This is a genomic window from Cupriavidus sp. DL-D2 (genome assembly GCF_039710735.1).
Classification (GTDB): domain Bacteria; phylum Pseudomonadota; class Gammaproteobacteria; order Burkholderiales; family Burkholderiaceae; genus Cupriavidus.
In genome coordinates, this window is record NZ_JBDKXK010000040.1 from 21,880 (window position 1) to 48,421 (window position 26,542).

Annotated in this window: 27 protein-coding genes; 9 read left to right on the forward strand and 18 right to left on the reverse strand. The window is 63.9% G+C overall.

Annotated features, from left to right (window positions below):
• Window positions 1-97: 97 nt before the first annotated feature.
• Both ABDB81_RS20375 and ABDB81_RS20380 read right to left on the reverse strand, forming a co-directional pair.
• Window positions 98-1,279 (reverse strand): isovaleryl-CoA dehydrogenase, encoded by a 1,182-nt coding sequence (locus ABDB81_RS20375; protein WP_346813226.1) that lies wholly within the window; start codon window positions 1,277-1,279, stop codon window positions 98-100.
• Window positions 1,280-1,394: 115 nt separating this feature from the next.
• Window positions 1,395-1,820, reverse strand: coding sequence for a MerR family DNA-binding transcriptional regulator (locus ABDB81_RS20380; protein WP_137923603.1), 426 nt, complete (start codon window positions 1,818-1,820; stop codon window positions 1,395-1,397).
• Window positions 1,821-2,006: 186 nt separating this feature from the next.
• Between ABDB81_RS20380 and ABDB81_RS20385 the strand changes: the two genes are divergently transcribed.
• Window positions 2,007-3,083 (forward strand): MBL fold metallo-hydrolase, encoded by a 1,077-nt coding sequence (locus ABDB81_RS20385; protein WP_346813230.1) that lies wholly within the window; start codon window positions 2,007-2,009, stop codon window positions 3,081-3,083.
• Between the two features lie 21 nt (window positions 3,084-3,104).
• Here the strand turns inward: ABDB81_RS20385 and ABDB81_RS20390 are convergent, their stop codons facing one another.
• The 5 genes from ABDB81_RS20390 to argS form a co-directional block, all read right to left on the reverse strand.
• Window positions 3,105-3,935: a helical backbone metal receptor gene (locus tag ABDB81_RS20390; RefSeq protein ID WP_346813276.1), complete on the reverse strand. Its 831-nt coding sequence runs from the start codon at window positions 3,933-3,935 to the stop codon at window positions 3,105-3,107.
• On the reverse strand, window positions 3,935-4,741 hold the full coding sequence (locus ABDB81_RS20395) for an SDR family oxidoreductase (RefSeq protein ID WP_160471176.1): 807 nt from the start codon (window positions 4,739-4,741) through the stop codon (window positions 3,935-3,937). Before ABDB81_RS20395 ends, ABDB81_RS20390 begins: the two co-directional genes overlap by 1 nt.
• A 342-nt stretch (window positions 4,742-5,083) precedes the next feature.
• Window positions 5,084-5,722 (reverse strand): thiol:disulfide interchange protein DsbA/DsbL, encoded by a 639-nt coding sequence (locus tag ABDB81_RS20400; protein ID WP_137923606.1) that lies wholly within the window; start codon window positions 5,720-5,722, stop codon window positions 5,084-5,086.
• A gap of 106 nt (window positions 5,723-5,828) precedes the next feature.
• Window positions 5,829-6,584, reverse strand: coding sequence for an SPOR domain-containing protein (locus ABDB81_RS20405; RefSeq protein ID WP_137923607.1), 756 nt, complete (start codon window positions 6,582-6,584; stop codon window positions 5,829-5,831).
• A 49-nt stretch (window positions 6,585-6,633) separates the two neighbouring features.
• Window positions 6,634-8,439, reverse strand: a complete 1,806-nt coding sequence (gene argS, locus ABDB81_RS20410) for an arginine--tRNA ligase (RefSeq protein WP_346813237.1) — start codon at window positions 8,437-8,439, stop codon at window positions 6,634-6,636.
• Window positions 8,440-8,618: 179 nt separating this feature from the next.
• On the opposite strand from argS, the gene ABDB81_RS20415 reads away from it, so the two are divergent.
• Window positions 8,619-8,939, forward strand: coding sequence for a DUF1840 domain-containing protein (locus ABDB81_RS20415; protein ID WP_137923609.1), 321 nt, complete (start codon window positions 8,619-8,621; stop codon window positions 8,937-8,939).
• Between the two features lie 259 nt (window positions 8,940-9,198).
• Here ABDB81_RS20415 and ABDB81_RS20420 read toward each other — a convergent pair whose 3' ends face one another.
• On the reverse strand, window positions 9,199-9,618 hold the full coding sequence (locus tag ABDB81_RS20420; protein WP_137923610.1) for a DUF883 family protein: 420 nt from the start codon (window positions 9,616-9,618) through the stop codon (window positions 9,199-9,201).
• A gap of 85 nt (window positions 9,619-9,703) precedes the next feature.
• Window positions 9,704-9,868: a DUF1328 domain-containing protein gene (locus ABDB81_RS20425; protein ID WP_084003954.1), complete on the reverse strand. Its 165-nt coding sequence runs from the start codon at window positions 9,866-9,868 to the stop codon at window positions 9,704-9,706.
• 281 nt (window positions 9,869-10,149) lie between these two features.
• On the opposite strand from ABDB81_RS20425, the gene ABDB81_RS20430 reads away from it, so the two are divergent.
• Window positions 10,150-11,541, forward strand: coding sequence for a CHASE3 domain-containing protein (locus ABDB81_RS20430; RefSeq protein ID WP_160471170.1), 1,392 nt, complete (start codon window positions 10,150-10,152; stop codon window positions 11,539-11,541).
• A gap of 87 nt (window positions 11,542-11,628) precedes the next feature.
• Here the strand turns inward: ABDB81_RS20430 and ABDB81_RS20435 are convergent, their stop codons facing one another.
• From ABDB81_RS20435 to ABDB81_RS20455, 5 genes are all read right to left on the reverse strand, one after another.
• Window positions 11,629-12,036, reverse strand: coding sequence for a response regulator (locus ABDB81_RS20435; protein WP_137923612.1), 408 nt, complete (start codon window positions 12,034-12,036; stop codon window positions 11,629-11,631).
• Window positions 12,037-12,100: 64 nt separating this feature from the next.
• Entirely contained in the window at window positions 12,101-12,733 is a 633-nt protein-coding gene (locus ABDB81_RS20440) for a response regulator transcription factor (RefSeq protein ID WP_137923613.1), read from the reverse strand.
• Between the two features lie 267 nt (window positions 12,734-13,000).
• Entirely contained in the window at window positions 13,001-13,399 is a 399-nt protein-coding gene (locus ABDB81_RS20445) for a hypothetical protein (RefSeq protein ID WP_346813247.1), read from the reverse strand.
• Window positions 13,400-13,727: 328 nt separating this feature from the next.
• Window positions 13,728-16,475, reverse strand: coding sequence for a methionine synthase (gene metH / locus ABDB81_RS20450; protein ID WP_346813250.1), 2,748 nt, complete (start codon window positions 16,473-16,475; stop codon window positions 13,728-13,730).
• 34 nt (window positions 16,476-16,509) lie between these two features.
• On the reverse strand, window positions 16,510-17,577 hold the full coding sequence (locus ABDB81_RS20455; RefSeq protein ID WP_346813253.1) for a homocysteine S-methyltransferase family protein: 1,068 nt from the start codon (window positions 17,575-17,577) through the stop codon (window positions 16,510-16,512).
• Between the two features lie 213 nt (window positions 17,578-17,790).
• On the opposite strand from ABDB81_RS20455, the gene ABDB81_RS20460 reads away from it, so the two are divergent.
• Entirely contained in the window at window positions 17,791-18,183 is a 393-nt protein-coding gene (locus ABDB81_RS20460; protein ID WP_137923617.1) for a rhodanese-like domain-containing protein, read from the forward strand.
• 79 nt (window positions 18,184-18,262) lie between these two features.
• On the opposite strand, the gene ABDB81_RS20465 is transcribed toward ABDB81_RS20460, so the two are convergent.
• The 4 genes from ABDB81_RS20465 to ABDB81_RS20480 all read right to left on the reverse strand — a co-directional run bounded on the left by ABDB81_RS20465 (window position 18,263) and on the right by ABDB81_RS20480 (window position 21,544).
• A complete protein-coding gene (locus ABDB81_RS20465; protein ID WP_137923618.1) occupies window positions 18,263-18,520 on the reverse strand; it encodes a DUF3567 domain-containing protein in 258 nt (85 codons plus the stop codon).
• Between the two features lie 238 nt (window positions 18,521-18,758).
• A complete protein-coding gene (locus ABDB81_RS20470) occupies window positions 18,759-19,589 on the reverse strand; it encodes an alpha/beta fold hydrolase (protein ID WP_346813256.1) in 831 nt (276 codons plus the stop codon).
• Between the two features lie 43 nt (window positions 19,590-19,632).
• Window positions 19,633-20,724: a DUF3108 domain-containing protein gene (locus ABDB81_RS20475; RefSeq protein ID WP_346813258.1), complete on the reverse strand. Its 1,092-nt coding sequence runs from the start codon at window positions 20,722-20,724 to the stop codon at window positions 19,633-19,635.
• Window positions 20,681-21,544: an IclR family transcriptional regulator gene (locus ABDB81_RS20480; protein ID WP_346813260.1), complete on the reverse strand. Its 864-nt coding sequence runs from the start codon at window positions 21,542-21,544 to the stop codon at window positions 20,681-20,683. The genes ABDB81_RS20475 and ABDB81_RS20480 overlap by 44 nt, the downstream gene beginning before the upstream one ends.
• 145 nt (window positions 21,545-21,689) lie before the next feature.
• On the opposite strand from ABDB81_RS20480, the gene ABDB81_RS20485 reads away from it, so the two are divergent.
• The 5 genes from ABDB81_RS20485 to rfaE2 all read left to right on the forward strand — a co-directional run bounded on the left by ABDB81_RS20485 (window position 21,690) and on the right by rfaE2 (window position 26,129).
• A complete protein-coding gene (locus ABDB81_RS20485; RefSeq protein WP_346813261.1) occupies window positions 21,690-22,670 on the forward strand; it encodes a fumarylacetoacetate hydrolase family protein in 981 nt (326 codons plus the stop codon).
• Window positions 22,671-22,815: 145 nt separating this feature from the next.
• Entirely contained in the window at window positions 22,816-23,640 is an 825-nt protein-coding gene (locus tag ABDB81_RS20490) for an enoyl-CoA hydratase/isomerase family protein (protein ID WP_346813264.1), read from the forward strand.
• A gap of 51 nt (window positions 23,641-23,691) precedes the next feature.
• Window positions 23,692-24,516, forward strand: coding sequence for a PhaM family polyhydroxyalkanoate granule multifunctional regulatory protein (locus tag ABDB81_RS20495; RefSeq protein ID WP_346813267.1), 825 nt, complete (start codon window positions 23,692-23,694; stop codon window positions 24,514-24,516).
• 186 nt (window positions 24,517-24,702) lie between these two features.
• Window positions 24,703-25,548 (forward strand): ferritin-like domain-containing protein, encoded by an 846-nt coding sequence (locus tag ABDB81_RS20500; RefSeq protein WP_137923624.1) that lies wholly within the window; start codon window positions 24,703-24,705, stop codon window positions 25,546-25,548.
• A gap of 89 nt (window positions 25,549-25,637) precedes the next feature.
• Entirely contained in the window at window positions 25,638-26,129 is a 492-nt protein-coding gene (rfaE2, locus tag ABDB81_RS20505; protein ID WP_346813271.1) for a D-glycero-beta-D-manno-heptose 1-phosphate adenylyltransferase, read from the forward strand.
• Window positions 26,130-26,542: the final 413 nt, after the last annotated feature.

Genomic DNA, 26,542 nt, shown 5'->3' on the forward strand with positions numbered 1-26,542 from the left:
CGAGCAAGAAAGAAAACGCGAAAGGCAGTCGAGATTGTAAGGGCGTTCGGCACTTACCATTGGGTATCCCCGCTGGCGAGAACCGAACGCGCGCCGATTACATCGTTTCCGCGAACAATTCGCGGCCGATCAGCATGCGGCGGATTTCCGAAGTGCCCGCGCCGATCTCGTACAGCTTGGCATCGCGCCACAGCCGGCCCACCGGGTATTCGTTGATATAGCCATTGCCGCCCAGGATCTGCACCGATTCGCCCGCCATCCACGTGGCCTTCTCGGCGGTGTACAGGATCACGGCCGCGCAATCCTTGCGCACCTGGCGCACATGATCGGTGCCCAGCGAATCCAGGTTCTTGCCCACCGTGTACAGATAGCTGCGTGCCGCCTGCAGCGTGGTGTACATATCGGCCACCTTGCCCTGGATGAGCTGGAATTCGCCAATGCTCTGGCCGAACTGCTTGCGGTCGTGGATGTACGGCGTCACCACGTCCATGCACGCCTGCATGATGCCGACCGGGCCCCCGGACAGCACGGCGCGCTCGTAGTCCAGCCCGCTCATCAACACCTTGGCGCCGCTGTTTTCCGCGCCGAGGATGTTTTCCACGGGCACTTGCACGTCCTGGAACACCAGTTCGCCGGTGTGCGAGCCGCGCATGCCGAGCTTGTCCAGCTTCTGCGCGACCGAGAATCCCTTCATGCCCTTCTCGACGATGAAGGCGGTCATGCCGCGCGCGCCCAGGTCCGGCTCGGTCTTGGCGTAGACCACCAGCACGTCGCAGTCAGGACCGTTGGTGATCCACATCTTGGTGCCGTTCAGCACGTAGCGATCGCCCTTGAAGTCCGCGCGCAGCTTCATGCTGACCACATCGGACCCAGCGTTCGGCTCGCTCATCGCCAGCGCGCCGATCCAGTCGCCGGATACCAGCTTCGGCAGGTACTTTGCCTTCTGCGCAGCCGTGCCGTTACGGTGGATCTGGTTCACGCACAGGTTCGAATGTGCGCCATAAGACAGGCCGACTGATGCCGACGCGCGGCTGATCTCTTCCATCGCGATCATGTGCGCGAGGTAGCCCATGTTGGCGCCGCCATATTCCTCGGCCACCGTGATGCCCAGCACGCCGAGATCGCCCATCTTCTTCCAGGCATCCATCGGAAACTGGTCGGTGCGGTCGATCTCGCCGGCACGCGGTGCCAGTTCGGCCTGCGCCCAGTTGCGCACGGATTCGCGCAGCATCTCGATGTCCTCGCCGAGATCGAATCTGAGGCCGGGAAGTTCGGTCATGGTTGTCTCCTGATTTGGCGTTTTGCTTGCGTTGTCTGGCTTTGGCTGTGTCGCTATTTTATTGACGTTTACGTAAACGTCAATTAGGTACGATGCGCAGGTTCGGACTCTTCTCTCACGCTGCCTGGCTGGTGCCTGCCGCGTGATGTGCCGCCAGCAGCGCCTTGCACTGCCGCTCGTGCTGGTCGATCTCGGCAAGCTGCGCCTGCAGGTCTTCCATCTGGCGTTCCAGCGTGCCGCGATGCTGTGACAACAGATGCAGAAATCGTTCGAGTTGCGGCGCCGTATCGCGCGGAGATTCGTAAAGATCCAGAATCTCGCGGATCTCGTTGAGAGTGAGCCCTAACCGCTTGCCGCGCAGCGTCAGCTTGAGGCGGGTCCGCTCGCGGCTGTTGTAGACGCGCTTGCGTCCGCTGGGGCCTTCACGGTCGGGCGACAGCAGACCCTGATCCTCGTAGAAACGGATGGCGCGTGGCGTGACTTCGAACTCGCGCGCGAGGTCCGTGATCGTGTAGGTGGCGGAAGATGGCTGAGCCGACATATGGCGTCCTGCGAAAGTGAACGATCGTTCGTGGATTCGTTGCGCGATCAAGTTTTTCGTCTAAGATGACGAACGTGGGTCGCAGATTGACGTTAACGTTAGCGTCAACTTCCCCGCCTGACAATCGACATTCGAGAGCGCGCCGGCAAAAGCCCCGAGCGCGCCGGTTTTTCCGTGAGACATCCCATGAACGCACTCGAACATCAGCTCCAGTATCCGTTTGGCGAAACCATGCCTGAACCGGGCAAGCGACAGGAGGTGGCGCCCGGCGTCTACTGGCTGCGCATGCCGCTGCCGTTTGCGCTGGACCACATCAACCTGTGGCTGGTCCGTGACCGCATCGAAGGCCGCGACGGCTGGACGATCATCGACTGCGGCATCACCAACGACACCATCAAGGCCCACTGGGAAACGATCTTCGCCAACGAACTCGAAGGGCTGCCCGTCCTGCGCGTGCTGGTGACCCACTGCCATCCCGATCACGTCGGGCTGGCGCACTGGATCTGCGGCCAGTGGGATGTGCGTTTGTGGATGAGCCTGGGCGACTACATGACCGCGCGCGTGATGGCCGGCGGCTCGGGCGTGGGTTCGAATGCGGGCGGCGATTTCGCGGCCAGCCACTTCGCGCGCCATGGCCTGACCGATGAAGACCATCTCGAAAAGCTGCGGGCGCGCAAGGCGTACTACCCGTCGATGGTGCCCGACGTGCCCACGCAATACCGTCGCCTGATGGATGGCGACACGGTGGAAATGGGCGCCGATCCGGCCACGTCGTCGTGGCGCGTGATCACGGGGTACGGTCACGCACCGGAACATGTGGCGCTCTACAACGCCGCCACCAACGTGCTGATTTCCGGCGACATGGTGCTGCCGCGCATCTCGACCAATGTCAGCGTCTTCGACATGGAGCCGGAAGCTAATCCGCTGCAGCTCTACCTGGATTCGCTCGGCAAGTACGACGACCTGCCTGCCGATGTATTGGTATTGCCTTCGCATGGTCGCCCGTTCCGCAACATCCACACGCGCATCCGCCAGTTGCACGAGCACCATGTGGATCGCCTGGCCGAAACGCTCGACGCCTGCGCGGAAAAGCCCTGCCATGCCGTGGATATCGTCAGCGTGATCTTCCGTCGCCAGTTCGACATCCACCAGTTGACGTTCGCGATTGGCGAATCGCTCGCGCACCTGCATGCGCTGTGGCATCGCGGCGAACTGGTGCGCCATACGGGCGAGGACGGCATCATCCGCTTCACGAAAGCCTGATGCTTTCTCTGCTGGCGACGGTCAGATACCGGCCGCCGCCAGTGCCTGCAGATACTTCGCACCGGCCACGGCGCGGCTGCCGTACCACGACAGCATCTCGCCATCCACCAGCAGCACAGGCTTGCCGATCTGGCGCTCCAGCGCATCGGCATGATCCTCGGTGAAGCGGTACGGTTCGGTCGATAGCAGCACGGCGTCCAGCTCACGCACCAGTGCATCGCTCCATTTGAACGTCGGATAGCGCTCGCCTTCCGCATTGGGACGGCTGCAATCGCCATCGACACAGGCCACGAGCGCATCGTCGGGCCACGTCGACCAATTCACGAGCGCGAGCATCTGACTGATATAGGTGGCGCGCGACACCGTCATCCATGGGTCTTGCCAGATGGCGTAGAGCACGCGTCGTGGCGTCCATTTGTGTGCGCGCAGTGCATCGAGTGCTTCGCGCAAATTGAAGGATAGCCGCGCTGCCTCGGCCTGCTTGTCGAAGATGCCGCCGAGCAATGTGTACAGCGCGAAGTTATCGTCGGGACGACACGGATGGGTGACGATCACATGCGGCACGAAGCTGCGGATCTCATCGACGGTCTCCTTTCGGTTCTCGTCGATGTTGACGATGACGTGCGTCGGCGCCAACGCGCGCAAGCGATCCACCTTCACGTCCTTGGTGCCACCCACTTTCTCCACGGCCCGCACCGCAGGCTCGGGGTGGATGCAGAAGCCGGTGCGCGCGACAATGCGATCAGCGAGGCCGAGATCGAACAGCAACTCGGTGATCGATGGCACGAGCGAGGCGATACGCACCTCGCCGGAAGCGGTGTCGTGTTGCTGGCCGATGGCATCGATCCACATCATGTGTCCCGCGCTTCCGCAGACTTGCGCGGCTTGCGCGGCGCGCGGCGGAACAATGCGTCGTAGAGCCAGAACGGCAGCACGTGCAGCACCGTTGCCACCACACCCATCTGCCACGGAATCACCTTGAACCGCGTGCCACCCGCGATCTCGCGCACCGCCTTGCGCGCGAAGTCATCGGCATCCATCAGGAATGGCATGCGATACGGATTGTGCGCGGTCATCGGCGTGCGGATATAACCCGGTGCGATGGTCACCACGCGAATCCGCTCGCGCGATTGTTCCAGCCGCAGGCTCTCCAGCAGCTTGATCACTGCTGACTTCGACGCACTGTAGGCCCCGCCACCCGGCAAGCCGCGCACACCCGCCACGCTGGCAATGCCAACGAGCGTCCCACGCCAGCCATCGGCGCCCGGGGGCTGCTTGCACATTGGCGAGAGAAACGGCTGGAACGTGGTCAGCGTACCGAACCAGTTGGTATCCATGACGGCACGAAACTGCTCCAGATCCTCACGCTCGCTGGCCACGGTGCCAACCGAAATTCCGGCGTTGGCGATCACCACATCGGGACAGCCCACATGGGCGAGAAAATCGGTGGCGGCGGCCAGCATCGCATCGGCATCGCGCACATCGGCGGTGTAGATGCGTACGGCATCGGGATTTGGCAGGGTGTCGGCAAAAGCCCGCAATGCGTCTTCGCGCCGACCAACGAGACCCAATGCCGCGCCTCGCGCCGCATAGGCCCGCGCCAGCGCCTGGCCAATGCCGCTGGACGCACCCGTGAGAAAGATCTTTTGATTTGGCATGGGGTGGAATATAGCTGGTTCAACCGCTTCCCTTGGTTTACTCCCCTCTCCCGCTTGCGGGAGAGGGGCGGGGGAGAGGGCCAGCGATTCAAATTGAGACAAGTCGGCAAGCAGAACTTCCTGCCCTCGCCCCCAGCCCCTCTCCCGCCATGCGGGAGAGGGGCGGGGGAGAGGGCCAGCGATTCAAATTGAGACAAGTCGGCAAGCAGAACTTCCTGCCCTCTCCCCCAGCCCCTCTCCCGCCATGCGGGAGAGGGGAGTAAACAATCAGGGATTCAAGCGCCCATAAAAAAACCCGGCGACACCGCCGGGTTTTTTGTCTTACCTCAAGCGCTCAAACGCTCAAAGCTTCTTTCCACGTACGCCGTCGACCAGGAAGTCCATGGTCTTGATCGCGTTGGGAATCGTGCCGGCGATCGAGGGCGAGGTTTCGTACTTGCCTTGCACCACGACAGTCGGCACGCCATCGATCTTGTACGCATCGGCAATCTTGTTCGCGCGCTGGGCGCTGGTCGTCACCGAGAACGAGTTATAGGTATCGAGCCACTGCTTCTTGTCGATGCCGTTCTGCGCCATGAAGTCGGCGATCTCGTTGGTATCCAGCATGCGCTTGCGTTGCTTGTGGATGGCCTCGAAGACCTTGCCGGTCATGGCGTCGAGCTTGCCGAGCGATTCCAGCGCGTAGTAGATCTTGGTATGCGGCAGCAGGTCGTCACGGAAGGCTACCGGCACGCGCTTGAACACCACGTCCTTGCCCTGCTTCTTGATCCATGCTTCCAGTTCCGGCTCGAAGTCGTAGCAATGCGGGCAGCCGTACCAGAAGAACTCGGTCACTTCGATCTTGCCAGCCGGCACAGCTTGCGGGGCTTTCAGAACGGTGTAGTCCTTGCCTTCGGTCGGCGCGGCCATGGCGGCGGGCGCGGACATCAGCAGGCCGCTCACGGCGGCAACGGTAGCGATCAGTGCGGCAATTTTCTTCATGTTCGAAGGGCCTTACAGGTTGAACGTGCGATGAATGCGTCTGGATGATTGGGGCTAGGACCACGGCCGCGGCGCTTGGTTCACGCCGCCGCCACCCCATCCGGAATTATTGCTTGGTAAAGCGGATGACCGAGGCGTCGAAACCAGCCGACTGCAGGCGGTCCCGCACGCGGTTCATGTCCTCGATCCGGTTGAACGGTCCCACCCGAACGCGGTACATCTTGATCCCGTTGACATCGCGGTCCGTGACCCGCGCCTCGAAGCCCTGCATGGCCAGGTTGGCCTTCTGCCGGTCGGCATCATCCTGCGATCGGAACGCGCCCACCTGCAACAGGTATCCGACCTTGTTGGCATCGGCCTGTGCAATTTCTGCGATCGGATCGGCTACCGGCTTCTCGGCCGGACGCGTCACCGGCTTGTCCGCAGGCTTTTCGGCCGGCTTGTCCGTCGGCTTGATCGGCGTCAGGCCGTTGCCATTTGTCGCACCCGGCTCGGCCGGACGCGTCGTCGCCACGGGCGGCTGGGACGGTGCGGCGGGCGGCTCGGCCTGGCCCACGGGCTTGGCGGGCGTCTTGCTCCACAGCGGACGGTTCGGGTCCGACGGCTCGGCGCTTGGCTGCTGAGGCTGAGTCGGACTCGGCAGCGCGCTGGTCACGTTACCGGGCTCGGTCGCGCGCGGGGTGGCGGGGCCATTGACGCCCTTCTGCTGGAACGGCGCGGGCGACTTGGTGATGTACAACGCGATGACCACGGCAATCGCCAGGCCAACGATCAGGCCGAGCACCAGGCCCAGGAACGTGCCGCCGCGTTGCGTCAGGCGATGGCGGACGGTGCGCGCGGCGCGCTTGGCTTTGTGTTGCATGAAGTCCTCTTCGGTGATGCCGGGGATTATAGAGCCACCTGCACCGGGTTCAGGCTGCCTGTTCCCGATCCATCCGTTGCGGCGCGGACACACCGATCACGGCCAGACCGTTCCTGAGCACCTGACGCGTTGCGGCCAGCAGCGCCAGGCGGGCCCGCTTGACCGTCTCGTCGTCCACGAGCACGCGGTCCGCGTTGTAGAACGCGTGGAAATCCCCAGCCAGATCGCGCAGGTAGAACGCCACGGCATGCGGCGCCAGTTCGCCAGCGGCGGCGGCCAGCATGTCGGGGAACTCCGCCAGACGACGGCCCAGCGCAATGGCCTGCGGGCTGACATCGGCAGCGGTCACGGCCGCCAGGTCCACGCTGGCCAGCTCGGGCAGGCGCGCCTGCCAGTCGGCACCGCCCCATGCCTCGAAGATCGAGCAAATGCGCGCGTGGGCGTACTGCACGTAATACACCGGGTTCTCGTCGTTCTGCTTGAGCGCCAGGTCCACGTCGAACACGAATTCGGTATCGGCCTTGCGCGACAGCAGGAAGAAGCGCACCGCATCGCGGCCCCGCGTGAAGTGCGCAGGCCAGTCGGCCACGGCGCCTTCCAGGCAGCCGCGAATCGTCTCGCTGCCGCCGTTGCTCCATTCGATCAGGTCTCGCACGGTCACGTAGGAACCGGCGCGCTTGGAGATCTTGACCTCCTCGCCGTCCTTCATCACGGTGACCATCTTGTGCAGCACGTAGTCGGGGTAGCCCTGCGGAATGCCGATGTCCAGGCCCTGCAGGCCGGCGCGCACACGGGCAATGGTGCCGTGGTGGTCGCTGCCCTGCACGTTGATGACCTTGGCGAAGCCGCGCTCCCACTTGGTGGTGTGGTACGCCACGTCGGGCACGAAGTACGTGTACGTGCGGTCCGTCTTCTTCATGACGCGATCCTTGTCGTCGCCATCGTCCGTGGTGCGCAGCCACAGCGCGCCTTCGTTCTCGTACGTCTTGCCCTTGGCCACCAGCGACTGCACGGCCGATTCCACGCGGCCATCGCTGTACAGCGACGACTCCAGGTAATAGCGGTCGAACTTCACGCCGAACGCCTGCAGGTCGATGTCCTGCTCGTTGCGCAGATAGGTGACCGCGAACTTGCGGATCGACTCGATATCCTCGATGTTGCCCGATGCCGTGACCGGCTCGCCATCGGAGGCCGCCACGGTCTTGCCAGCCAGGAAGTCGGCAGCGATCTCGGCGATGTAGTCGCCGTTGTAGGCAGACTCGGGCCAGCCTGCGTCACCCGGCTTCATGCCGCGCGCCCGTGCCTGGACGGAGATGGCCAGCGTCTGGATCTGCACGCCGGCGTCGTTGTAGTAGAACTCGCGATGGACCTTCCAGCCCTGCCAGTCCAGCAGGTTGGCCAGCGCGTCGCCCAGCGCGGCCTGTCGGCCGTGGCCAACGTGCAGCGGGCCGGTCGGGTTGGCCGAGACGAACTCCACCAGCACCTGGCCATGCTCGCCGGCGGCCCGGGCACCGTAGCGGTCGCCTTCGGCCAGCACGGCGCGCAGCACCTCGGCGCGGGCGGCCGGGGTCAGGCGCAGGTTGATGAAGCCGGGACCGGCGATTTCCAGCGCGGCCACCAGCACCGAGGCACGCGGATCGGCGTTGACCGCGTCCACCACCTTCTGCGCCAGTTCGCGCGGGTTGGTCTTCAGCGCCTTGGCCACCTGCATGGCGATATTGCACGCCAGGTCGCCGTGGGCGGCTGCCTTGGGGCGCTCGAACGTGACCGCGGGCAGGTTGACGTCGGCCGGGGCCAGCGCACGCACGGCGTCAGTGAACGCGGCGGCGAGTTGTGAGGTCTGAACAGGCAGCATGGATATCTTGGCCTCGAAGGCGGAAGCTGCCGGTTGCGGGCCACGGCCAAGTGAAGGCCGCGCCGCCCAACCGACATTGCAAATCGGGAAACGCGGAATTTTATCAGGTGCTATGCTGACATCATGCGACTGGTCGGGCGCCTGGGGCGCGCGACCCCCCACTCGTGAAAGGAAACATCATGCTGATCACCTTCAAATCCCACGCGGCGCAGGACCTGATCATGATGAAGGACCTTGCCGTCACGCTGCTTGGCATCATCGGCAAGCACCTGGGCGAGCGCGGGGTGATCACGTCCGAGGAGATGCCGGCGGCCATCCGCAAGCTCGAAGCCGCCGTCCTGGACGCGAAGCGGACCCACCCGGCCGATACCACCGTTCACCCCGGCGAACAGGATGACAAGGAAGAGGAACCGCTGCATCTTGGCCAGCGGGCCTACCCATTCCTGGACATGCTGCGCCTCTCGCAGAAGGAAGGCACCGACGTGTTGTGGGGCGTCTGAGCCGCCTTCGCATTCGTTGCTCCCTGCTGCATAACCGTTTCACGGGCGGCCACGCGCCGCCAGCCTTGCTGCATCCGCAGAAAGGCTTCTGAAAGATTTGTCCATCGCCTTCCCCTGCGCACGAAAAAAAACCCGGACACCGTGAGGTGCCCGGGCATCCCGGATCAGGGATTTATCCGGAAAGGGGGTTGCTGCAAGATTGAAGGAAGCAAGACTTCCTTCGAATACGCATGACGTGGCCGTCGGATTGCTCCAGACGCTATTCGTCCGAACGGCGGCCCGCCAACATCAATCCGATACACGCGCCCACCAGGGCGGCAATACCGATGGCCTTCATCGGCGATTCGGCCACGCGCTGGCGGCCGTGATCCACGGCCACGCTGGCCTGGTCTCGCGCCCAGTGCATGCCGTCGAGACTACGTTCGCGCATACGCTCGGCCATCTCGTTGGCGCGCATGCGCAGGCGGCGGCCAGCGGCAAGCCCCTCGGCCGACCCCTCGTGCGCCAGCACGTCGATGGTTTGCTGGAGCTGGGCGATCAGCGCCTTGACTTCATCCGATGCGGGCGTCATGGCGTCGCGGCTATCGCGGGCGGAATGCTTGATCTGGCGAACAGCCGCATCGGCGCTGTCGTGCAGATGGTTGATTTCCTTACGGACCTTCGGATTTTGCGTGAGCATGTATGGACTCCTGTTTTCCGGTTCGGGATCTTTCAGCATGGCGCCCGTCGAGAGACCCGGCGGGCTTAGCCGAGACCTGTCGCGCTTACCGTCGGCGCACCAGGCCCATTACAAACGTCACCAGGGCCACCACCAGGAAGATGAAGAACAGGATCTTGGCAATCTCCACTGCGCCGGCTGCAATGCCACCGAAGCCGAAGATCGCCGCCACCAGGGCGACAATGAAAAAGACGAGTGCGTAATACAGCATGGCCGGTCTCCCGAGGTTAGCGGGCGCCCCGGTATGCCGGTTTGCCCGGCTTGCGCCACGGTGCGCAAGCTCATAGCCTCATGCTAGGGGCCGGCCCTTTGACCGCACACCGAAACCTGACCGATTCAGATGTCAGCCGAGTCCTACATCGCGCCGCGCGCCGCGCCGGATGCGGCGCCGGGCGCGCACCGGTACGATTGACCCCGCTGAAACGATGTGATTCCATGGCCGCCCGTGTGCCCTGCTTTTCGATGGGCGGCGCCTCAACCGGTACTCTCCCGATGGCCAAGCATTCCCTCCTTCTCCGTAATTCCCTGTTGCTGGCCGGGGGCATCGTGCTGACCCTGGCGGTGCTGATCGCATCGGAAACCGGCAACCTGCGGCTGCGCCAGGGCTATACGGAGGCCATCCGCTCGCAGCAGTTGCAAAGTGATCTTGGCGCACTGGCCGCCGAACTCGTCAATGCAGAGGCCGGGCAGCGCGGCTACCTGCTGACCGGCAAGGAGAGCTATCTCGATCCGTACTACAAGGCACTGCCGCACATCACCGACCTGATGGCGCGCATCCGCCAGCATTACGCCGATGACCCCGAGGGGCTGCGGCTGTTTGGCGAGACTTCGCAGTTCGTGACGCGCAAGCTCAACGAGATGGCGCTGACGCTGGTCTACGGCAAGCGCGACGTGGACGTGGCGCTCGACATGATCCGCACCGACTTCGGCAAGCAGACCATGGAAAGCGCGCGGCGCGGACTGGAACAACTGCAGGTGCGCGAGTCCGGCACGGTCACGCACAACCTGGAAGCTGCCGAGCATGACCTGCAGTTGTCGCGTTACGGCATCGGCCTGCTGACCGCCATCAACATCCTGCTGCTCGTCACGGTGGGGCTGGGACACCAGCGCCGCATGACGATGGCCGAGGCGGCCCGCACGCAACTCGAAGAAGAAAGTGCACGGCTCGACCGCAAGGTGCGCGCACGCACGCGGCAACTCTCTGCACTGGCCGCTCACTTGCAACGCGTAACCGAAGACGAGAAGACACGGCTGGCGCGCGAGTTGCACGACGAACTTGGCGCGATCCTCACAGCCATCAAGCTCGACCTGCACTGGGTCAAGATGCGCGTGCAGGCCACCCACCCCGAAGCGCGCGACAAGATCACACGCGTGATGCAGCATGCCGACCAGGCCATCCAGATCAAGCGGCGTCTGATCGAGGATTTGCGGCCCACGGTGTTGCTGAACCTTGGGCTGCGCGAAGCCATCGTCCAGTTGGTGGAAGACGTTGGCGCCCGGAATCAGTGGGAGACCGAACTGGTGCTGCCCGAGTCGCTGCCCCAGTTGCGCGACAACGCCGCTATCGCGATGTACCGCATCGTCCAGGAATCGCTCAACAACGCCAGCAAGTACGCGGAAGCCACGCATGTGTCCGTAATCCTGGCCTGCACCGACCAGCAGATCACGCTGACCATCCGCGACGATGGCCACGGCCTGCCGCCTGACTTCGACGTCACCACCACCGCCGGCCATCACGGTCTGCTCGGCATGGAGCAGCGCGTGCTGGCACTGGGGGGCACGATGCATGTGGATTCCTCGCCGGAACAGGGCGTGACGATTCGGGCAGAGGTGCCGTTGACGACCGCGGTGCTGGCGCCGCCTGAGGAGGCGGCGGAGGTTTGAGGGATTGATGCGGAGAGGGAGAGGTTCTTGTATTTGCTCCCCTCTCCCGCTTGCGGGAGAGGGGCGCAAGACAGTGGGAGATGTGAGCTACCCCGCCGACATCGCATATTCCTCGATCACCCGGAACACCTGCTCCAGCTCCAGCGATTTGTCGAAGAAATAATCCGCACCGGCATCGGCGCACTGGCGCCGGTACATGGATACCTGCGCGTGGTTCGTGTAGACGATGCGGATGCCGGACATGCTGGCTTTCTGCATTTCGCGCAGGACATTGATGCCGTTGCCCTGACGCAGTTGCAGATCGACGATCACCACGTCGTAGTTGCCGCGCGCGGCCAGTCCCACGGCCATGCTCTCCGTATCGGCCCAGTCCACCTCCTTCACAAACGGAAAGGCGGTGAGATATTCCAGCAGCATGCCCCGCAACACCTCCGAGTCCTCGATCAGGAGGACTCGCAGCGAGCGAGGGGAAGAGGCCGTGGCTTGCTCCGGCATGGCTGTTGGAACGGGGCTGGAGGTGGTTATGCGATAGAAGTCCGACGTGAGCTGCGGTGGATACCTATTCGACCAGGCCGTTCTTGATGGCGTAGTAGGTCAGGTCGGCGTTGGTCTTCATACCCATTTTCTCCAGGATGCGCGAGCGGTAGGTGCTCACCGTCTTCACGCTCAGGAACAGTTCGTCGGCGATCACCGAGACAGACTGGCCGCGCGAGAGTTTGCAGAAGATCTGAAACTCGCGCTCGGACAGCGTCTGGTGCACGGGTTGTTCGGTTGGCTTGTCGAGTCCGCCGATCAGCAGGTCTGCCACGACGGGGCTGACATAACGGCGGCCCTGCGCCACGGTGCGGATGGCCTTGACGAGATCGTCCGGCGCGGATTCTTTCGTCAGATAGCCCGACGCGCCCGCACGGATCAGGTTGATCGCGTACTGGTCTTCCGGATAGGTGGACAGGATCAGCACCGGCAGGTTAGGCAGGCGCTGGCGGATCAGCTTGAGTACATCAATGCCGTTGCGATCCGGCATGGAGATATCGAGTACGAGCACGTCGAACTCGCTATCCCGCAACTGCGCCATCACTTCATCGCCGCTCGCGGCTTCGCCCGTCACCTTGATGTCGGGCTCCTCTGAAATGAACTGGCGCAGACCGGCGCGCACGATCTCATGATCGTCGGCGATCAAGACGCGAATCATCGGGTGTCTCCACGGTGAGGGGTACGGCCAGCCTGCCGAAGCACGAACCGGGCCGGTTTCCTGCATTGTAGTGCTGGCGCCGCGCGGAAGATGTCGGTGTCAGGCTGACATGGGCGGGGAGATCCGCGCTGGGGAAATGCTGCACTGCGGCGCACAAAACGACAACGGGCGCCATCACGGCGCCCGTCTTCTCTTCATTATTCCCGACCCCGGCAGATGGCGGTCTGGAGGGTCCCGCCGTCTGCCGGTTGTCAATGGAACAGAGGATTACTGGATCTTGGTGCCGCCATCGGCACCGGCCGAAGCACCCAGCGCGCTGCTTTCGGCGCCGTCCTTCTTCGACTTCGACTTGCTGGCGTGGCTGCCCTTGGTCTTCGTCGTCTTGTCAGCCTTGTGAGCCTTGTCCGCCTTGCCACCCTTGTCGGCATGCGACGCCGCATCGGCTGCGCTCGGGCTGGCCGGCGTTACGGCACCGGTTGCCGCACCGCCAGCATTGACACCGGCGTTCGCGCCAGCGCCCAGGCTGCCCGACGGAGAAGCCGGCGTAGTGGCCGTTATGCCGCCACCGGCTTGCGTACCGGCGGTGACGCCAGTCCCTTGCGCCATCGCCAGCGACGAGGCAGCAGCAATCGACAGGGCAGACAGCGAGATCAGCAGCTTCTTCATGGATGAGACTCCTTGACTGGTATGCACCGCAAGCGAAACATTCGCTGCGGCATTCACGCGGTGTCACGTGAACTGGGTTCCAGTCTAGGGAGCACGACCATGCCGGTCTGTGAGCACTTGTAATGCCCTGTAAGCAGTGGTGAAGACATTGCGGACATGAACGACGATCATCGCGCCGGCATCGCCAGATAACGTCCGCATCGGGAATCCCTTACGCATCAACGTTACCCGCGCGGCGACCACGCAACAAAAAGCCGGGAGGCCGCTGATATGCGGCGTCCCGGCTCTCGCAATGCATTGCAACTGCTTACAGCTGCGACTTCGCCGCTTACAGGTTCGGCGCCAGCGCACGCTCCAGCGTCAGGCGATCCTCGCCACGGCGGGCCACCATATCGTCGAGCTGGTCCTGCCCGATCTTGCCCACGCTGAAGTACGTCGAGTCCGGATGCGACAGGTAGAAACCGCTGACCGATGCCGCCGGCGTCATTGCCAGCCCTTCGGTAATGCCCATGCCGATATCCGCTGCATCGAGATACTCGAACATCGGCGCCTTGACCGTGTGTTCCGGGCAGGCCGGATAGCCCGGCGCCGGACGGATGCCGCGATACGTTTCGTCGATCAACTGCTCGTTGCTCAGCGACTCCGCCGCGTCGTAACCCCACAAGTCCTTGCGCACGCGCTCGTGCAGGCATTCGGCAAACGCCTCGGCCAGACGGTCGGCCAGCGACTTGAGCATGATCGCGCTGTAGTCGTCGTGATCGGCTTCGAACTGCGCTTCCTTCTTGTCCACGCCGATACCGGCCGTCACCGCGAACACGCCGATGTAGTCGGCCACGCCGCTCGACTTCGGCGCAACGAAATCCGCCAGGCAGCGGTTCGGACGCTTCACACCATCCACCACGGGACGCTCGCTCTGCTGGCGCAGGTTGTGCCACGTCATGGCGACCTGCGTGCGCGACTCGTCCGTGTAGATCTCGATATCGTCGTCGTTGACGGTATTCGCCGGCAGCAGCGCGATCACACCATTGGCCGACAGCCAGCGGCCCTGGATCAACCGGGCCAACATGCTCTTGCCATCGGAGAAGACGCGGCGCGCCGATTCGCCAACGATCTCGTCGTTGAGGATGTCGGGGAATTTGCCAGCCAGATCCCAGGTCTGGAAGAACGGGCCCCAGTCGATGTACTTGGCGAGTTCGGACAGATCGTAGTTGCGGAACACGCGGCGGCCGATGAACTTCGGCTTCGGCGGCACATAGGTGCTCCAGTCGATCGGCGTCTTGTTCGCACGCGCCTCGGCCAGCGTCACCATCGGCGTGGCCTTCTTGTTGGCGTGCTGCGTGCGGATGCGGTCGTAATCGGACTTCAACTCGTCCAGGTACTTCGCGGCGCCTTCATCGGAGAGCAGGCTCGACGCCACGCTGACCGAGCGCGAGGCATCGGGCACGTACACCACCGGGCCATCGTAGTTCGGTGCGATCTTGACGGCGGTGTGCACGCGCGACGTGGTGGCGCCACCAATCAGCAGCGGAATCTTCTTGATGCGGAAGTAGTCGTCGCGCTGCATCTCGGACGCCACGTACGCCATTTCTTCCAGCGACGGCGTGATCAGCCCCGACAGGCCCACGATGTCCGCGCCCTCGACCTTGGCACGCGCCAGGATCTCGTTGCACGGGACCATCACGCCCATGTTGACCACTTCATAGTTGTTGCACTGGAGCACCACCGACACGATGTTCTTGCCGATGTCGTGCACGTCGCCCTTCACCGTCGCAATCACGATCTTGCCGCGTGCGCGCACATCGCCACCAGCCTCGGCCAGCAGACGCTTCTCTTCTTCGATGTACGGCAACAGATGCGCCACGGCCTGCTTCATCACGCGCGCGCTCTTGACCACCTGCGGCAGGAACATCTTGCCCGCGCCGAACAGGTCGCCCACCACGTTCATGCCGTCCATCAGCGGGCCTTCGATCACCTCGATCGGACGACCGCCGCGCGCCGCCACTTCCCGGCGCACTTCCTCGGTGTCCTCGACGATGAACGTGGTGATGCCATGCACCAGTGCGTGCGTCAGACGCTGCGACACCGGCACCGGCTGCTCCGGCGTGCCGCGCCAGGCCAGGTTCTCTTCCTTCTTCTGGCCGCCGCCCTTGAACTTGTCGGCAATCTCCAGCAGACGATCGGTGGCGTCATCGCGACGATTCAGCACGACGTCTTCCACGCGCTCGCGCAGCTCCGGATCGAGCTGGTCATACACGCCGAGCTGGCCGGCGTTGACGATGCCCATGTCCATGCCCGCCGCAATGGCGTGATACAGGAACACGGTGTGGATCGCCTCGCGCACCATGTCGTTGCCGCGGAACGAGAACGACACGTTCGACACGCCGCCGCTCACCTTGGCATACGGCAGGTTCTGCTTGATCCAGCGCGTGGCCTCGATGAAGTCCACCGCGTAGTTGTTGTGCTCCTCGATACCGGTCGCCACCGCGAAGATGTTCGGATCGAAGATGATGTCTTCGGGCGGGAAGCCCACTTCGTTTACGAGAAAGTCATAGCTGCGCTTGCAGATCTCGGTCTTGCGCGCGAACGTGTCGGCCTGCCCCTTCTCGTCGAAGGCCATCACCACACTGGCCGCACCATAGCGGCGAATCATCGTGGCGTGGTGGCGGAACTGCTCCTCGCCCTCCTTGAGCGAGATCGAGTTCACCACAGCCTTGCCCTGCACGCACTGCAGGCCCGCTTCGATCACGTCCCACTTCGACGAGTCGATCATGATCGGCACGCGCGCGATGTCCGGCTCCGACGCAATCAGATTCAGGAAGCGCACCATCGCCGCCTTCGAATCGAGCATTGCCTCGTCCATGTTGATGTCGATGATCTGCGCGCCATTCTCGACCTGCTGGCGCGCCACGGCCAGCGCCTCGTCGAACTGGCCGTTCAAAATCATCCGCGCGAATGCCTTGGAACCGGTGACGTTGGTGCGCTCGCCAACGTTGACGAACAGCGTGTCGTCATCGATCGTGAACGGCTCCAGGCCGGACAGGCGCATCGGACGCGGGGGCAGGTGTTGCTGGCTCATGATTCTTTTCTCTATGCTCGGTGCGTGCGATGCGTCAGGCGGCGGTGTCTTCGACGACGTTTTCGGAATAGTTGGCCCATACACGCGGCGCCTTGTTGGCGACCCGCTTGGCGATGGCCGCGATGTGGTCCGGCGTGGTGCCGCAGCAGCCGCCGACCAGATTCACGAGACCCGAGGCCGCGAATTCCTCCACCAGTGCCGAGGTGACCTCCGGGGTTTCGTCGAAGCCGGTATCGCTCATCGGATTCGGCAGGCCCGCGTTCGGATAGCACGACACGGCGGCGTCGCAGATCTTGGCCAGCTCGGCCACGTACGGGCGCATCAGCGTGGCACCCAGCGCGCAGTTCAGGCCGAAGGTGACCGGACGCGCATGGCGCAGGCTGTTCCAGAACGCTTCCACGGTCTGGCCGGACAGGATGCGGCCAGAGGCATCGGTCACAGTGCCCGAGATCATCACGGGTACGCGCTCGCCGGTGTCCTCGAACAGTTGGTCGATGGCAAACAGTGCAGCCTTGGCGTTGAGCGTGTCGAAGATCGTCTCGACCAGGAACACATCGGCGCCGCCTTCGAGCAGGGCCTTGCCTTGCTCGTAGTACGAGTGGCGCAGTTCCTCGAACGAGACATTGCGCGCGCCGGGATCGTTGACGTCCGGGCTGATGCTGGCCGTCTTGGGCGTCGGGCCGAACGCGCCGGCCACGAAGCGCGGCTTCTCGGGCGTGCTGTACTTGTCGCAGGCGATGCGCGCGAGGCGGGCGGCCTCGACGTTCATCTCGTACGCCAGGTCCGCCATTTTGTAGTCTTCCTGCGCCACGCGCGTAGCCCCGAACGTGTTGGTCTCGATCAGGTCGGCACCGGCAGCCAGGTATTGCTCGTGGATTTCGCTGATGACCTCGGGACGCGTCAGCAGCAGCAGTTCGTTGTTGCCCTTGACGTCGATGGGGTGGTCCAGGAAACGCGTGCCGCGATACTCGGCTTCGCCAAGCTTGTAGCGCTGGATCATCGTGCCCATGGCGCCGTCGAGGATCAGGATCCGTTCACGGAGCAGCTTGGGAAGGCTGGCGGCCCGGGTATAGGGGCGGGGGGCAGGTTGGACGGCGCTCATCTGGGGCTTCACTGGAATGTCACCATCGGTCCACGGTATGACGGACCGCCGGCGCAAAATTTGGGCAAGATCGCGATTTTATCAGGTAGATCAAGGTATTGCGGCCGGCAGGAAAGGGGCTTTCCAAGGCTTTTTCGCCGGTTGTCAGGTCCGGCCTGCACGCCTACACTGAGAGACGCTTACGCCACGAACCCCGGTATTCCCGTCAACGCCATGCAACACCTGACCCCCAGCGATGCCCGCACGCTGCTCGATGCCGAGCCCGATGGGCTGTTCATCGACTGTCGCAGCGAGATGGAGTACCTGTTCGTCGGCCATCCGCAAGGTGCGCATAACGTCCCCTGGAATGATGGCCCCGACTGGGAGGTCAATCCGCACTTTGTGCAGGCGGTAAAAAAACTGGCCGGCCATGCCTCGGCGCGTCCGGTGATCCTGATCTGCCGCAGCGGCAACCGCTCGGCAGCGGCGGCGCGGGCGCTGGAAGGCGCCGGATTCACCACGGTCTATAACGTGTTGCACGGCTTCGAAGGGGACCTCGATCCGCACCGGCATCGTAATACCGTCAACGGCTGGCGCCATGACGGCCTGCCGTGGGAACAATACTGAACGCCTTGCCCGAACCAAAAGAAAACGCCCGCTGATGCGGGCGTTATCGTGTCCGGATCGTGCGTTGCCAGTCGGTGACTCAATGCATGACAAGGGGGTTGTTCATGACAATGTCGAACTTGCCGAGGAATTCGTCCACTTCCTCGACCGATGGCTCGCTCTCGATCAGACGCGTCACATCGGCGCGGAAGGTCTCGGCCATATGGCCGCCGAGAAAAATTTCGCGTTTCAGGTTCTTGTCGACGATTTCGTAGCCGCCCGAGGCAAGGGTCGCATGCTCGACATCTGCGCCAAACTCGACAATGCAATAGTTGTCGCTGTTGTAGATCATTTGCATCGCACTACCTCCTGGCGTATGGTTGGCGCCCTGTTCCTGGCCGGAACCGACGCGATTTCCTCTCCAAGCTGAGGGTAGCCGTCCGTAATTCAAGTCGGACGCGCCTCGTGCAGCTGCTTGTCCCTGGTTGTTGCTTGTTGCTTGTTGCCCTTTTGCTGCCCTCTTACATTGGGCATCGGCGCGTGAAGCAAGTTTCTTGAGCACCGGGCACTACTGTGTTGCGAACTACACGGTTGCGTTACGGAATATCACACTGTCCGCCACATGCAGCGTGGCCGAGGAACACGTCGAACACGGCATGGAACCGTTCCGGCTGTTCGATAAACGACAGGTGCGCAGCGTCGGGAAGCACCTCCAGCTTCGCACCAGGAATTTTTTCGGCAATGGATTGGGCCATCGACACCGGCGCACCCTCATCCTTGTCGCCCACAACCACCAGCGTCGGGCAACGAATCCGCCGGATGGCCTCGGCCAGATCGAATGCCAGGATGGCCTGCGCCACCCCCACAAACCCTTGCACCGGCGTGGCGCGAATCATCTGCGCAATCCGTTCGACTGCCTCGGGATGACCGTCGCGATAGGGCTGCGTCATCCAGCGTTCGAGCGTGCCTTCCTGCAAACCCTTCATGCCATGCGCCTCTGCCTGGCCAATCCGGTTGGCCCACATCGGATGCGCTGTCATGGGAGTATGGTCGATCGTGTCCACCAGGGTGAGCGATAACAGCCGCTCGGCGTGGCGAACACCCAACGTCTGCCCCACCATCCCGCCTACCGATACCCCACAGAAATGCGCCTGGCCGATATCGAGCGCATCCATCACTGCAATGACATCATCCGCCAGACGGGTCATCGTGTAGGCGCCCACGGGGGCATCGCTGCCGCCATGACCCCGCATGTCGATGCGCAACACGCGATAGCGCGAGGCCAGATGGCGGGCAGTGTCGTCCCACAGTGTCAGGTTCGCAGCCAGCGCGTGGGCCAGTACGACCCACGGGCCCTCGCGGCCGTCGACCCGAACCTTAAGTCCGACATCTCCCGCCTGGATGCGCTGCGACCCTGTGTCAGACATATGGCAATTCCTGTGTTGTCCAGCGTTGTCACGGCGCTCACTATCACCGCCCCTCACTACTACGATAGACGAGATCAATTTGTGTGCCATCGGGTTCCGTCTGACGCAACCGCGCTGGCATCCAGTCCAATGACGGCGCCAGCCAGATTTCCACGCGACGGCGATCTCCCGGGTGGCGTGGCAGCCGCATGAAGTGGCGCGTGCGCACCATGCCCGTGCCGATATCGATATTCTCCTCACCCACGTACTGAACCTGCATCGGCTCCACTTCCGTGGTGTCCGCCACATTGAACGTCTCCGTGACACCCGGTGTGGCATAGCGCTGCGGGTCGCCGCGCGCCCATCCCACCAGTTGCAGGAACACGCTGAACCGGTCCTGGAAGTTGGTCGGCATCGGCACCTGGCCGCCACGCGTTTCAAACACCACCGTACTTGCGGCGTGATCGAAGCGGGCCACCGCCTGCTTGTTGCGGCGGGCCTCCTGGTATCGCGTGGGCTGCAGGCCGCGTGCGGTCATGTCACCGCTGCTTTCAAACGCGAAGCGGAACCACAGCATGCGCGTTTCCACCGCCAGCCGGTAGTGCCGGCCATCCTGCTCCCATCGGATGGTGCCGTCGGGGTTTTGCACGCCATTGACGAAACTCGCGTAACGCATGGTCACCGAAGGTGGCGGCGCATAGTTCGGCCCAGCCACGGCGGGCGCTTCCGTAGGCGCGCTGGCCTTGGCACCCGCGTTGGCATTGGCGGCATCGCCCGTGCCGCCGGCTCCGGCATTGGCGGTGGTATCACCGCTCGTCGAGGTAGCAAGCGCAGGCGCTGCCGGTTCTGGGGTGGATTCGGTTTCAGGAACGGGCGTTTGAGCAGCCGGTGCCGGACGCACTTTGGGCGGTGGCCGGGGCCGTGGCGGCGCAGGCGGTGCCGGAGGGGGAATCAGGATCGCCTCAAGCGCAGGCGTATCCGGCAGCGGCGGCAGCGTGGTCAACGGTATGTGGTTCAGGCCGAGCAGCACCAGCGCATGCGCGATCGCCACCAGTACGAGCACCACCAGCCAGCGACGGATACGCCGATAGCGGGGCGAACGCGAAGAATGCTTACGAGGGTTGGCCGTCCTGTCCGGCCGGTTGGCTGTCGCCAAGGTAACCGAGCTCCGAAGAGATCTGCCGCGCGATGTCGCGCACACGCCGATCCACCGCACCGCCCCATTCTGCATCGAATACGCTCTGCGCGCCGAGCACGATGAGCGCCATCGACAAATGGCCATTGGCATCGAAGACCGGCGTGGAGATGGCATTGATGCCCGGCAGCACGCCGCCCCGCGTGCGCGCCGCGCCCCGCTGGCGGACATCGGCGCAGATGGCGTCGTATGCGGCGAGCGATGCGGGCATGTCAGGCAGTGCGGCATCGCTGCGCGTCGAGAGTTCGCGCTCGATCAGGGGCAGTGTCTGACGCCGTGACAGATACGCGCCATACAACCGCCCCGTGGCCGAATTCAGCATCGGCATCACATCGCCCAGCCGCAGACTCACGCTGACTGGATGGCTCGATTCCTCCCAATGCACGATGGTGGGACCATGATTGCCCCACACGGCGATGCCGGCGGTCTGGTCGATCTCGTCGCGCAGTTGCGACAGCACCGGCCGCGCGCGGCGCACCGGATCGAGCCGGTTCAGACCCGCCAGCCCGAGTTGCAGCGCGAAGGGTCCGAGGTCATAGCGCTGGCTGACGGCATCCTGCGTCACGGCCCCCAGCCGCTGGAAGCTGACCAGGTATCGATGCGCCTTGGCCGGACTCATGTCGGCGGCGGCGGCCAGGTCGCGCAGCATCATCGCGCGCGGCGAGGCCGCCAGTGCCTGCAGCAGCCGGAAGCCGACTTCGATCGACTGGATGCCAGCACGCTTGTCGTCGTCGCTGGATGAGGTGTCGCCGGGGGTGTCGTGGTCGTCCACAACCGTCATGCGTGCTCGCTAAAGGGAAATTGGAGAAATTGGAAAAGTGCTGCCGGCCATTCTATACAAGCCGGCCCGTCGCGGATTCACGACCCCGGTCCGGTAGACTACCGCCCATCCATTTCGCCCAACGTTCGCAAACGTTCGATTCCGCATGAAACTCGCCACATTGAAGGACGGTTCGCGCGACGGCCAGCTCGTCGTTGTCTCGCGCGACCTGAAGACCGCGCACTACGCCACCGATATCGCCGGCAAGATGCAAACCGCGCTCGACGACTGGCAGTTCTACGCGCCGCAACTGCAGGATCTCTACGATGCACTGAACGCAGGCCGCGCGCGCCATCCGTTCCCGTTCGAGCCCAAGCACTGCATGGCGCCGCTGCCGCGCGCCTATCAATGGGCCGACGGCTCGGCCTACGTGAACCATGTGGAACTGGTGCGCAAGGCACGGGGCGCCGAGATGCCGCCCGAATTCTGGACCGATCCGCTGATGTACCAGGGCGGCTCGGACGACTTCATCGGCCCGCACGACGACATCGTCTGCGCCAATGAAGCGTTCGGCATCGACTTCGAAGCCGAGGTGGCCGTCATCACCGGCGACGTGCGCATGGGCGCCACGCCCGAACAGGCTGGCGAGGCCATCCGCCTTGTCATGCTGGCCAACGATGTATCGCTGCGCAACCTGATTCCCGCCGAACTGGGCAAGGGCTTCGGCTTCTTCCAGAGCAAGCCGGCCACGGCCTTCTCACCCGTGGCCGTCACGCCCGACGAACTGGGCGATGCGTGGCAGGACCGCAAGGTCCATCGCCCGATGACGGTCCACTGGAACAGCAAGAAGGTGGGCACGCCCGACTGCGGCACCGACATGGTGTTCGACTTCGGCCAGTTGATCGCCCATATCTGCAAGACGCGCAACGTGCGCGCGGGCAGCATTGTCGGCTCGGGCACGATCTCGAACGTGGACCGCAAGAAGGGCTACGCCTGCATCGCCGAGAAACGGACCATCGAGACCATCGAGAATGGCAAGCCGGAGACGGAGTTCATGAAGTTTGGCGATTCCGTGCGCATCGAGATGCTCGACACCGATGGCAAGTCGATCTTCGGCGCCATCGACCAGGAAGTGGTGGCCCGGTAAGCGCAGCCATCGCATCGGGACCGGGTGCAAACCCGGCTTGCCCCACCCCGTACCGATCCGCCTATAATTCCCCGACCGCTTGGTCGGGGAATTTTTTTGCCCGGCCGGGCCGTCTCCGACACAAAAGACAGAGAGCCCGCCGACTATGACCTCCGAAGACCAGACACTGTCCCCCCGCCTGTCGCGTTATCAGGCGCTCACGCTGCGCCGCCACGGCCCGGTGCTCGAAGTCATCATGGGCGCGGCGCAGTCGTCCAACCGCAAGCTGGCCACGGCGGATGCCAACATGCACCGCGAACTGGCCGAGATCTGGCGCGACATCTCCGCCGATCCCGATATCCGCGTCACCATCATCCGGGGCGAAGGCAAGGGCTTCTCGGCGGGCGGCGACCTGGCCCTGGTGGAAGACATGGCCAATGATTTCGAGACCCGCACCCGGGTCTGGCACGAGGCGCGCGACCTCGTCTACAACGTCATCAACTGCGACAAGCCCATCGTCTCCGCCATGCACGGCCCGGCCGTGGGCGCGGGTCTCGTGGCCGGGCTGCTGGCCGATATCTCGATTGCGTCGAAGACCGCGCGCATCGTCGATGGACACACGCGGCTGGGCGTGGCAGCGGGCGATCATGCGGCCATCGTGTGGCCGCTGCTGTGCGGAATGGCCAAGGCCAAGTACTATCTGATGCTGTGCGAGTCGGTCAGCGGCGAGGAAGCCGAGCGGATTGGCCTGGTATCGCTGGCAGTGGAAGAGGACGAACTGGTTGCCAAGGCATTCGAGGTGGCCAACCGGCTCGCGGCGGGTTCGCAATCCGCCATCCGCTGGACCAAGTACGCGCTCAACAACTGGCTGCGCATGGCCGGTCCCGCGTTCGATACCTCGCTGGCGCTTGAATTCATGGGCTTCGCTGGCCCCGACGTACACGAAGGCATGGCGAGCCTGCGCGAGAAGCGGCCGCCCCAGTTCCGGTAACCGGCCGTCCCCTCCCTAGTCGGACGGCCCCGACAGATGGAGTGCCGCACCATGTTCGGACAGATCCCCGATTTCTCGAATAGCTTCGACCTGCTGCGCAGGATGTGGTCCAGCGGCAGCGGCATGCCCAGCGGCCTGATGCCTGGCCTGAGCGCAATGACTCCGCCGATGGACCTCGACGAAGTCGACAAGCGCATCCACGACCTCAAGGCCGTGGAAAGCTGGCTCCAGCTCAACACCAACCTGCTGCGTACCACGATCCAGGGCCTCGAAGTCCAGCGCGCCACGCTCGTAGCGCTGCAGACTTTCGGCAACGCCCTGTCTCCCGAGAAGATGCAGAGCGCGATGGAGAACGTGGCCCGCGCGGCCAACGCCCCGAGCGCGCATCCAGCCCATCACGCCAACCCGTTCGAGACGCCGCGCACGGTGTCCGAGGCACAGGCCGATGCCGAGAACGACGTCCCTGACGAGGAAGAAGCCGACTCGCCGCCCGAGTCTGCCGCCGAAACCGGGGACGCCGCCGCTTCCGCCGCTGCGTCCGACAGCGGCAACGCGCAACTGCCGCCCAATGCCGCGCTGTGGTGGGACCTGCTGCAGCGCCAGTTCGCACAGATCGCCAGCAGCGCGGCGGCGGCCAGCGCCGCGCCGTTCGGCGGGGGCATGTCGGGGATGCCCGGAATGCCCGGGATGCCAGGATTTGGCGGCATGGCCGCGGGGGCTGACGGCGCCGAGCCGGCCAGTCAGGCGCCCTCGACAGCCGCGCCAAAACCCACTGCACGGAAAGCCACCGCGAAAAAGCCTGCTGCAAAGAAGCCTGCAGCCAAGGCGCCCAAAAAGGCAGCCGCCCAAAAAACGGCCCCCGACGAGGCCAAGTGATGCATGCCGGGCGTGGCCAACGCCCGGCCTCCCCCCTCGCGGGAAGTGTCGTAGTCGCACCACTTTCGGGCGCCCTGTCAGGCGCACCGATAAAAATCCATCAGCGTTTGCTGAAAGACACTAGAGAAAACATTCGAGAATGATTCCTGTCTGGTAGAATCCGCCAGTGATTTCAAAGGCTTAGGCATGCTCTACCCCGAACTCTTCAAATCGTTGGAAGCGGTCCGCTGGCACATGGACAAGGACATCCCGTGGGATTCCTTCGACGCGAGCCTGCTCACCGACGACCAGGCGAAGACCATCCGCATGAACGCAATCACCGAATGGTCGGCCCTGCCCGCCACGGAAATGTTCCTGCGCGACAACCGCGACGATTCCGATTTTTCGGCGTTCATGAGCATCTGGTTCTTCGAGGAACAGAAGCATTCGCTGGTGCTGATGGAATATCTGCGCCGCTTCCGTCCGGACCTGGTCCCGACCGAGGAAGAACTGCACGCCGTGCGCTTCGAGTTCGATCCGGCCCCGCCGCTGGAAACGCTGATGCTGCATTTCTGCGGCGAGATCCGCCTGAACCACTGGTACCGCCGCGCTGCCGAATGGCACTCGGAACCGGTGATCAAGCATATCTACCGCACGCTGTCGCAGGATGAAGCCCGCCATGGCGGCGCCTACCTGCGCTACATGAAGAAGTACCTGGCCCAGTTCGGCGATACCGCCCGTGCCGCGTTCGCCAAGATCGGTGTCCTGATGGCTTCGGCTCGCCGCACCGAGAAGCCGCTGCACCCGACCAACCTGCACGTGAACAAGGCCCTGTTCCCGAACGACACGGTGCAGTCGCGCCTGCCGGACCCGGACTGGCTCGAGCACTGGCTCGACGAACAGATCCGCTTCGACGAGGTCTGGGAGAAGAAGGTCATCGAACGGATCCTGCACAACATGTCGCTGCTGTTCGAGCGCACGTTCGATTCCGTCCAGGACCTGAACCGCTACCGCAAGGAACTGAACGCCAACCTGCAGGCCGCCCAAGCCTGAGTTGACGCTTCTCCGCCGCGTGACAAGACCCCATCGGATACGATGGGGTTTTTCATTGGCGCGCCGACTTTTCCGACTCGCTCTCTCCCATGAACGCACCCGCCTACGAATCCAAGCTCGTTCCCGCCGACGACATCGCCGCCCTGCAAGCCGCCGTGGCCGCGCTGCCCCGCCCGCTGGTCTTCACCAACGGCGTGTTCGACATCCTCCATCGCGGCCACGCCACCTACCTGGCACAAGCGCGCGAAATGGGCGCCAGCCTGGTGCTGGGCGTGAACAGCGACGCGTCGGTGAAGATGCTCGGCAAGGGCGACGACCGTCCGCTCAACAACGAGGCCGACCGCATGGCACTACTGGCCGCACTGGCCGCCGTGGACCTCGTGGCAATGTTCCGCGAGCAGACGCCGGTGGAGTTGATCCGGCTGGTACGCCCGGATATCTACGTGAAGGGCGGCGATTACGATATCGACACGCTGGAGGAAACGCGGCTGGTGCGGAGTTGGGGCGGCGAGGCGTATGCCATCCCATTCCTGCATGACCGGTCGACTACGAAGTTGTTGACGAAGGTGAGGGCTGGCTGAGTTTGCGGTTCTCCCGCACTGTTCTGGCTCCCCTCTCCCCCGCCCCTCTCCCGCAAGCGGGAGAGGGGAGAAAACCGAGGGTCGGTGCGAATGCTGCTGCCGGTATGCTCCCCTCTCCCACGAAGTGGGAGAGGGGTTGGGGGAGTGGGCCGGAGCGTCTGCTTGCCGACCACCTCGCAATTTCCACTGCTGGCCCTCTCCCCCGCCCCTCTCCCGCAAGCGGGAGAGGGGAGAAAACCGAGGGTCGGTGCGAATGCTGCTGCCGGTATGCTCCCCTCTCCCACGAAGTGGGAGAGGGGTTGGGGGAGAGGGCCGGAGCGTCTGCTTGCCGACCACCTCGCAATTTCCACTGCTGGCCCTCTCCCCCGCCCCTCTCCCGCATGTATAGCCCGGACACATAGGTAACACCTGTT